The organism is Holtiella tumoricola (assembly GCF_027857615.1).
Taxonomy (GTDB): domain Bacteria; phylum Bacillota; class Clostridia; order Lachnospirales; family Cellulosilyticaceae; genus Holtiella; species Holtiella tumoricola.
Genome location: NZ_JAQIFT010000004.1, coordinates 43,212 through 51,624 on the forward strand (window position 1 = coordinate 43,212; position 8,413 = coordinate 51,624).

General features: G+C 34.1%; 6 protein-coding genes. 3 read left to right on the top strand and 3 right to left on the bottom strand.

The genetic code is table 11. The annotated features are described in order from the left end of the window. Positions 1 to 8: 8 nt before the first annotated feature. A complete protein-coding gene (locus tag PBV87_RS00420) occupies positions 9 to 2,546 on the bottom strand; it encodes a beta-N-acetylglucosaminidase domain-containing protein (protein WP_271010735.1) in 2,538 nt (845 codons plus the stop codon). A gap of 321 nt (positions 2,547 to 2,867) precedes the next feature. Here PBV87_RS00420 and PBV87_RS00425 point away from each other — a divergent pair, with 321 nt between their 5' ends. Together PBV87_RS00425 and PBV87_RS00430 are read left to right on the top strand one after the other, a co-directional pair. Next, a complete protein-coding gene (locus PBV87_RS00425; RefSeq protein WP_271010736.1) occupies positions 2,868 to 4,031 on the top strand; it encodes a galactokinase in 1,164 nt (387 codons plus the stop codon). 20 nt (positions 4,032 to 4,051) lie between these two features. Then, complete coding sequence (locus tag PBV87_RS00430) at positions 4,052 to 5,554, top strand: UDP-glucose--hexose-1-phosphate uridylyltransferase (RefSeq protein WP_271010737.1); 1,503 nt, start codon at positions 4,052 to 4,054, stop codon at positions 5,552 to 5,554. Between the two features lie 321 nt (positions 5,555 to 5,875). On the opposite strand, the gene PBV87_RS00435 is transcribed toward PBV87_RS00430, so the two are convergent. Beyond that, positions 5,876 to 7,219: an MATE family efflux transporter gene (locus tag PBV87_RS00435; protein ID WP_271010738.1), complete on the bottom strand. Its 1,344-nt coding sequence runs from the start codon at positions 7,217 to 7,219 to the stop codon at positions 5,876 to 5,878. A gap of 147 nt (positions 7,220 to 7,366) precedes the next feature. On the opposite strand from PBV87_RS00435, the gene PBV87_RS00440 reads away from it, so the two are divergent. Next, the gene (locus tag PBV87_RS00440; RefSeq protein ID WP_271010739.1) at positions 7,367 to 7,807 is read left to right on the top strand and encodes a GNAT family N-acetyltransferase; all 441 of its coding nucleotides are present in this window, start codon (positions 7,367 to 7,369) and stop codon (positions 7,805 to 7,807) included. Here the strand turns inward: PBV87_RS00440 and PBV87_RS00445 are convergent. Further along, a partial coding sequence (locus tag PBV87_RS00445) for a DUF305 domain-containing protein (RefSeq protein ID WP_271010740.1) occupies positions 7,808 to 8,413 on the bottom strand: 606 nt, incomplete at its 5' end.

Genomic DNA, 8,413 nt, shown 5'->3' on the forward strand with positions numbered 1-8,413 from the left:
GCCTTTTATTATAATCCTTTAGAAGTTCTAACACTTGGAAGATAGTTTTTAGCAGTACGTTCTACAAAGATTCGCGTATTAAATGTATTAAGTGGAAGATTATTGAAGCATACAGATGTCTCACCGTCGAGCACTTCAGGTGAAGTTACAACAGGTGTAGTCGCATCTAAATCTGTGTAAAGGTTGATCACATCACCTTTATCTACATTACGGATAACAACTTGGTTATCTGTAGTGCATTCAATTTCAGAAGGTTGAACTTTTCTTGATTGATATGGATAACCTTCTTCAAAGAGTTCAAATGCATAGATTCTTGTATGTCCGCCACCATTGATGCTAATTTGAGCTGGCTCAATGATTTGTAAACGAATATATCTAGCATCTACAGGTGTAAAGAGCATTCTGTTAATAATATCTTCAGTATTATCTTTAACTTCATCAACTACAGTATAATTTTCTCCGTCTGTACTTGCAAGAATTTGTAAAGCTTTTGTATTCCAAATACGTGTTTCACCAGCTTCAGGGTGACCACAGTTAATGATACGATATTGTTTAATGTTTTTAACTTCTTGTAGGTCAAGAGTTAAGTACGGTCTGTAATCACGAGAACACCATTTACCACTTCTAATTGTGCCATCAATTACTTTTTCTGGTTCTTGATCTTTTTGTACTTCACCAGAAGCACAAGCAGTTACACCACAAGATGCAAGTGCAATGTTATTCATATCATAATTAAGTGTGATTGGAGCAGTCTCAATACCAGCAAGGATAGCAGATTTCTTTAATGTTTCTATTAAAAATGGTTTGATACGAAGTGTACCAACATCTACAGTAAAGTATCTTTCGGCACCATCTTTGAGGCGGAGTACTTTACAATCTTCCATTGCTTCAAGTTGTTTAAGTGCAGCTTCATTTCTGGCTTCCATTGTTTTAATATCATGAGCTTGTAATGCAATGAGTGCTTCCATAGTGTTTTGACCAGCTTGTCCCATAAGGCAAGTAGCGTCTAAGAAAGGACGAAGCTCTGCAACAAGTGCACTATTTGTACATTTAGCATCAATTGTATCAATAGCTTTTTCCATTTTAGCAAATTCAGTAAGAAGTGCTTTGCTAGTTTGGGTTAAATCTGTACCGTTTTCTAAATGAGTAGCAAGGGCTTCAATATCAGATGCTAAGTACCATGACTCATCAAATAAGAATGTGCCACTTACACCACCGTCTTCTTTTACATAAGAACAGTTAGAAGCGAAGATTTGAAGTTCGTTAGCAACTTCAGGTGCAATAGCCTTGAATGAATGTACAAAGCTTGCTTCACAGTCATAGCTTGCTGTATTCCAGTTGTGATCAGCAATACAGAAAAGAGCTTGTTTAGAAGCCTGAGCTTGGTTCATAGGGTTTGAGAAGAAACCGTTAATGTTGTCTACATCAGGATTAAGGTTTTCAATTTTACCCATAAGCATTTTTGCATCACAGTAGTCATTAACTGGATAGTTCCACCATACAGATAAGTTCTTATCAGAGTTAATCGTACGTTTTGGTGCATCAAATTGTTCTTTAGACACATTAGACATTGTTGCAGAGCCAGTCCACATAATTTCAACATCATCATGAAGAAGTTCAACAAAAGGTTTGAAGTATTTCTCCATAGAAGGCCCCCAAGCTTCACAATATCTAGTACCTACAGTAAGAAGTGGACGCACATCTCCTTTTGGCTTGATAAATTCACTATCTACACGGTTGATGTAACGTGCTTGTTGAGCCCCATCTGGATAGCCACCGATGTCATCAAATAAAATACCAAATTGGCGAACGCCAAGATCATAAAGCTGTTCTAACTTTGCAATGGTTGATTTGAAATCTGCTTCAGAGTCTAAATCTATAGAATCACCAGGGTGGATAGTCCATACAAAGTTTACATTATTCTCATGTCCAACTAAAGCAAGTTCTGCAATTTCTTTTGCTTTATCAGCTGGATAGAGTTCTCTCCAGTGACTTCTATGATATGGATCATCTTTTGGAGCATAAATGTATGTATTAAGCTTTTGTTCTCCGCCAAATACCATTAAGTCTTTACGATCTTCATGGCTCCATGGGAATCCATAGAAACCTTCAATATAACCTCTGTAAAGGATTTGAGGATAATCAGTCATTGATAAAGATTCAATTGTATTATTGTTTAACTGGCTAAAAATTTTACTAAGTGTAATTACCCCATAATGAATACCATCAATATCACAACCAGCAATTGTAATATCACAATATGTATCACCTGTAATAGAAAGTGTATAACCTTCTGTTTTATTAAGTTCTAAAGCAGTAGTAGAAGTTGCTTGGTCTTTTAGATAAATATGAGTTTGACCATCTACTGGTTGCTCTACAAATTCATAATTTACGCCAATAGAAGATAGTGCTTTTTCTAATGCATTAAGTGTTGCTGTTTTTGGTTTTGCTTCTGCTAAAATAGCAACATTTTTAGTGATTGTAAGTTGTTTGTTATTGTAGATAACTTGTTGTGGTACAGGAAAAATAGTGTAAGTCGTACACATGATGAATACCTCTCTTAAAATTAATATGTTTAGATTGTAACTATTAATATTTTACTATATTTTTTACTATTTTTCATGTACTTTTTATAATTTAGGTATTGTCACTAGAATTTGGCCTCTGAGTTTGTAAAATCTATATGAAAAATAGTATATCAAATTAGAATTTACAATAAAAACTAGCATAGAAACTATATGAAGAAAAAGGTTTCCAAAAATAAATTATAAAAAATAAAATTCAGATAAAATTTTCAGTGGTTTTTTTAGTAAACATATGATAATATAAGGTAAAATAAAGTAAAAAAACACTAAGGAGTTGATTAAATGGATTTTGCAGAAATGAGTTCAAAGTTCCAAGAGGAATTTGGTAAAGCTGCAGACAGAAAATACTTTGCACCTGGTAGAATTAATATTATAGGTGAGCATATTGACTATAATGGAGGGCTAGTTTTCCCAAGTCCTATTACCTTAGGAACCTATGCTTTAGTAGGTAAAAGAGAAGATAAGTTAGTAAGGGCCTACTCAATAAACTTTGAAGAAATAGGGATTATTGAATTTAGCTTAGATAACTTAGAATACAATAAAGAACATAACTGGGTAAATTATTTAAAAGGTGTGGCAAAAGCACTTATTGAAGAAGATTATGCGTTACAACATGGATTTGACATTGTTGTATATGGCAATATACCAAATGGTTCAGGTCTATCTTCTTCAGCATCACTTGAAATGCTTTCTGTTACAATTTTTAAAGATTTATTTGAATTACCAATTACACCAGTTGAAGCTGCGTTATTAGGTAAAAAAGTTGAAAATCAATACATAGGCGTAAATAGTGGAATCATGGATCAATTTGCCATTGCTTTAGGAAAAAAAGATCATGTGATTTTATTAGATTGTAATACATTAGAATACTCTTATCATCCATTACAATTAGAAAAACATAGCATTGTTATTATGAATACTAATAAACGTAGAGAATTAGCTGATTCTAAATATAATGAAAGACGTAGTGAATGTGAAAGTGCTTTAGAAAAACTTCAAACAGTATGCACGGCAAATAACCTTTGTGAGATTACTTTAGAAGAATTAGAAGCCAATAAAGAACTTTTAACAGAAGTTGAATACCGTAGAGTACACCATGTTATTACAGAGAATGCGCGTGTAAAACAAGCTACAACAGCTTTAGCTGAAGGCGACTTAGTTCAATTAGGCCAATTACTTAATGGTTCTCATACTTCACTTTGTAAAGATTATGAAGTAACAGGTATTGAATTAGATACATTAGCTGAAGCTGCTTGGCAAGCAGAAGGTGTACTTGGAGCACGTATGACAGGTGCTGGTTTTGGTGGATGTGGTATCGCACTTGTAGAAAATGAAAGCGTAGATAACTTTATTGAACAAGTAGGCAAAAAGTATAAAGAAGTTATTGGATATGAAGCTTCTTTCTTTGTAGCGAATATAGGAGATGGACCAATTAGAGTGGATTAATTCCTAGGAGGCGTGTAAAGATGGAAAAGAATTTAACTAAGAAGTTATGTGGGTTTATCGATAGACTTATAGAACTTAATATAGAGAATCATCTTATTGAAGAAATGGATGCAATCTACATTAGAAATAGAGTGTTAGCACTTTTTAAAGAAGACTATTATGAGGTTTCAGAAAAAGTAGAAACCAATCAATATGAAACTTTAGATGCACTTTTAGAGATTGCACTTGAAAAAGAACTTATTGAAGAACATATGGCGGCTAAGGATCAATTCATTAGCCACCTTATGGATCTATTTTTAGATAAACCATCTGGAGTGAATAGAAAGTTCTTTGCACTTTACAAAGATGACATAAAAGCTGCGACAGATTATTTCTATGAACTTAGCCAACTTTCTACTTATATCAAGGTGAGACAGTTAGCGAAAAACAAACAATTTAATGTGGATTCTCCATATGGAGAAATTCAAATTACAATTAACTTATCAAAACCAGAAAAAGATCCTAAGCAAATTGCACTAGAAAGATTAGCTCCAAGTAGTAATTACCCAACATGTCTTTTATGTCAAGAAAATGAAGGATATGAAGGTACAATCAAACACCCAGATCGAGCAAATCACCGTATGATTCGTTTAGAATTAAATAATAAAAAATGGCTTATGCAGTATTCACCATACTTATATTACAATGAGCATTGTATTATATTATCTGATACGCATACACCAATGCAAATTACAGCAAGCACTTTCAATAATTTATTAGACTTTACAACACAGTTTCCACACTATTTCATAGGTTCTAATGCAGATTTACCTATTGTTGGAGGATCTATTCTTTCACATGAACATTACCAAGGTGGACGTCATACATTCCCTATGGATGAAGCAACAACACTCTTTGAGTTCACTTTACCTAAATACAAAAGTATTCAAGGGAAAGTTGTAAACTGGCCTCTTTCAACGATTGAGCTAGTAGGTGAGTCAACAGAAGAATTAGCGAAATGTAGCGATGAAATCTTAAAGCTTTGGAGAGCATATAGTGATCCAATATGTGATATTTTAGCCTATACAGAAGATACACCACATAATACGATTACACCAATTTGTAAGCGTGAAGGCAGTAAGTATGTGATGCGATTAGTACTTCGTAATAATCGTACAACAGATGAACATCCGCTAGGAATATTCCATCCACATCAAGATGTACAACATATTAAGAAAGAAAATATTGGACTGATTGAAGTAATGGGACTCGCTATTTTACCAGGTAGACTTCTAACTGAATTAGAAGAAGTGAAGAAGTATGTACGTGGAGAAGTAGCTGACGTAGCAGAAAATCATATGCTTTGGGCAGATGGATTAAAAGCTACTTATAATGAAGAAATGGATATAGAACAGTATATTAAGCAAGCACTTGGAGATAAATTCGTAAGAGTACTTGAAGATGCTGGTGTTTATAAATTAAATGAAGAAGGTATAGCTGGATTCAAACGCTTTATTGAAACCTTTGGAAATTTAACAGAATAAATATTTTATGGAGTGAAAACGTAGTAGTTGAGATAAATCGGTCGGCACTACGTGTGTGCTTTCGCTTTTGCTCAAATGGACTAAGAATGTGTAAACTCATATTTAGTCAGAACGTGCGAAAACTCGCTGACGCTCAAACACTCGCACAAAACCCTTCCTTCATATTCGCTAACACATTCTAAGTCCATCCTCGAAAAAAGCTCCAGTGAGGTCACCCACGCATCACCGCCCTCCGGAAATTATTTAACTGTAAAAGGCAACGACTTTTGATCAAGTCGTTGCCTTGTTTATGTTGTCTCTATTATTAGGTGTGATATGTGCTTAGGCAGAAACATCTAGAGTATGATTTAAGTGTCTATTGCTGTAGAGCTGTTTAACACTGAAGAATACTGCAAAGATGATAAGTTCTGTAACTGGTAGTACGAGCCAGATGCCTGCTTCTCCTAAGAAATGTGGAAGTATGAGGAGAAGGATGAAGATAAGTCCAATACCTCGTAAAAATGCCATGATTGTAGAGTAGAAAGAACATTCTATGGACTGGAAGTAATACATAAGTACTGTATTGAATCCAGTAAAGGCAAAGGCGAAGAAGTAAAGGCGTATAGCCAGTGCACCTTGTTCAATTACTTGAGGGTCAGTAGAGACTAAAGCACTGATAATAGGTCTAGAGAATAGGTCTAATAGGATAAAGGAAATAAGACCTGCGCTACCAGCTACCCACATTGCGTAGTTATTGGCAAGTTTCATCACCCCGAAATTCTTAAGACCAAAGTTAAGGCTAATAATAGGCTGGCTAGCTTGTGCCATACCACCAAATAGGCCTTTGGCGATGAAGGCGATATTAGAAATGACACTAAATATGGCTACAGCGGTTGCACCACTTACTTTCATAAGGGCTAGATTAATGAGAAAGATTGTAACACCCGTAGATATTTCTAATAAACTAGCACCTAAACCATTTTTAATCATACGAATAAATAAATTTATATCAAAATACGATTTTGTAAAATGAACTGTATTTTTTTTCATAATAAAGTGTAACCAAAGTATACACATGCTAATGGTAAATCCAATAGCGGTTGCTAGGCCTGCACCAAATGTTCCCCAACCAAGAGGTATAATGAAAATATAGTCTAAAATAATATTAATCAGATTACCGGTCATACCCGCAACCATAACAAGTTTTGGATTACCATCTGAGCGAACAAGCACAGTTAGACTACCTGCAAGCATATAGAATAAGACACCATAGCATACGGGGATTAAGTAGCCAATAACGTCTTTTAATATAGTCGTATCTGCTCCTAATAGTAGGGCTAATTCTTTAGTAAAAAGGATACTTAGTAGAGTGAACAAAGTACCGAGTAATGTAACTGTGGAAATAGCCATAGTCAACGTTTTATGGGCTCCATCTAGATTTCCTTCTCCTTTTAAAACGCCAATTGTAATAGAAGCACCTACCCCAATTAAAATAGCTAATGCAGAATAAATGGTGAAGATAGGAAGAGAAATGTTTAAAGCTGCAAGTCCATTACTACCTTCCCCTAACGATACAAATAGAACATCAGCCAAGCAGTATAAGCTATAGGTTACCATACCGATAACAGTAGGTAATAAATAGCTTACGTAGTTTTGCCATACCGTTTTTTTCATTGAATGATTCACGATAAAATCTCCTTATGTAAAACAAATTTAATTGCCTCATTTATTCTAAGTCTATCATATAGAGAATGCAATTATTTTGTGACAAAAATATGGATTAACATATATAATAGTAGATACTTATATTTATTAAGAGAGAAGGCGTAAAAGATGAGATTTGAAAGATTAACGAAAGAACATCTAAATGAAATAGCTAATATCTATATTAAGGCATTTAATGCACCACCATGGAATGATAAATGGACAATACAAACTGCAAGTAAAAGGCTTTCACAAATGTTAAGTCATGAGGCTTCATATGGTTTAGTAGCCTATGAAGAAGACAAGCTTGTTGGCATGATATTAGGATATGAAGAACAATACTATGATGGGATTAAGTTTGAAATAAAAGAGTTTTGTACCGATCCTACACTTAGTGGTGGCGGAAGAGGCACAAAACTCCTTAATGAATTTGAAAAGCACCTTTATGAAAAAGGTATTAATGATATTGTTTTATTAACCTGTAGAGCTGAGGCTACACAGGGGTACTATCAACGTAGAGGTTATAAAGACTACGAAGATATGGTGTTAATGGGTAAGAAGAGTAATTAATTATTTTTGAAGAGTAGCAAGTAAAGTTTGCATTTGTTTAATTTGTGCTTGTTGCTCTTTAACTATGTTTTTAGCTATTTTTTTAACTGCACGATTATGGCTATATTCGAGAATGTTTTGAGCCATTTCAACTGCACCTTCATGATGAGGAATCATTTCAGCAATGAAATCTGCATCATCGTTACAAGTAGCAACAAGAGCTTTCATCTTTTTAATCATAGATTCATTGATTTCTTTATATTTAGCTAAATATTTAGCTTCTTCTTCATTTGCGCAAGAATTATTTTTGTCGCATTTACAATTTTTTGTTTTTAATTTTTCTTCAAGTTTAGTCATTTGTCCTACTTGAGCTTTTTGGCTTTCTACAATAGAAGTTGCAATGGCTTTAACTTCATCATTTTTTGCAGTTTTTAAGATGTTTTCAGCCATTGAAATACCTAATTCATGATGAGGAATCATTTCTTCTAAGAAGTCAATATCAACGAATCCAGATGGTTGAAGTTTTGAAGTGGTTTCTTCGTAACCAGCCATAGCCTTTTCAAATGCTTTATAGTAGCCTGTTTGTTTACAGTTAGGAGTAGGGGCAGGCATTGGTTTAGTATTTTC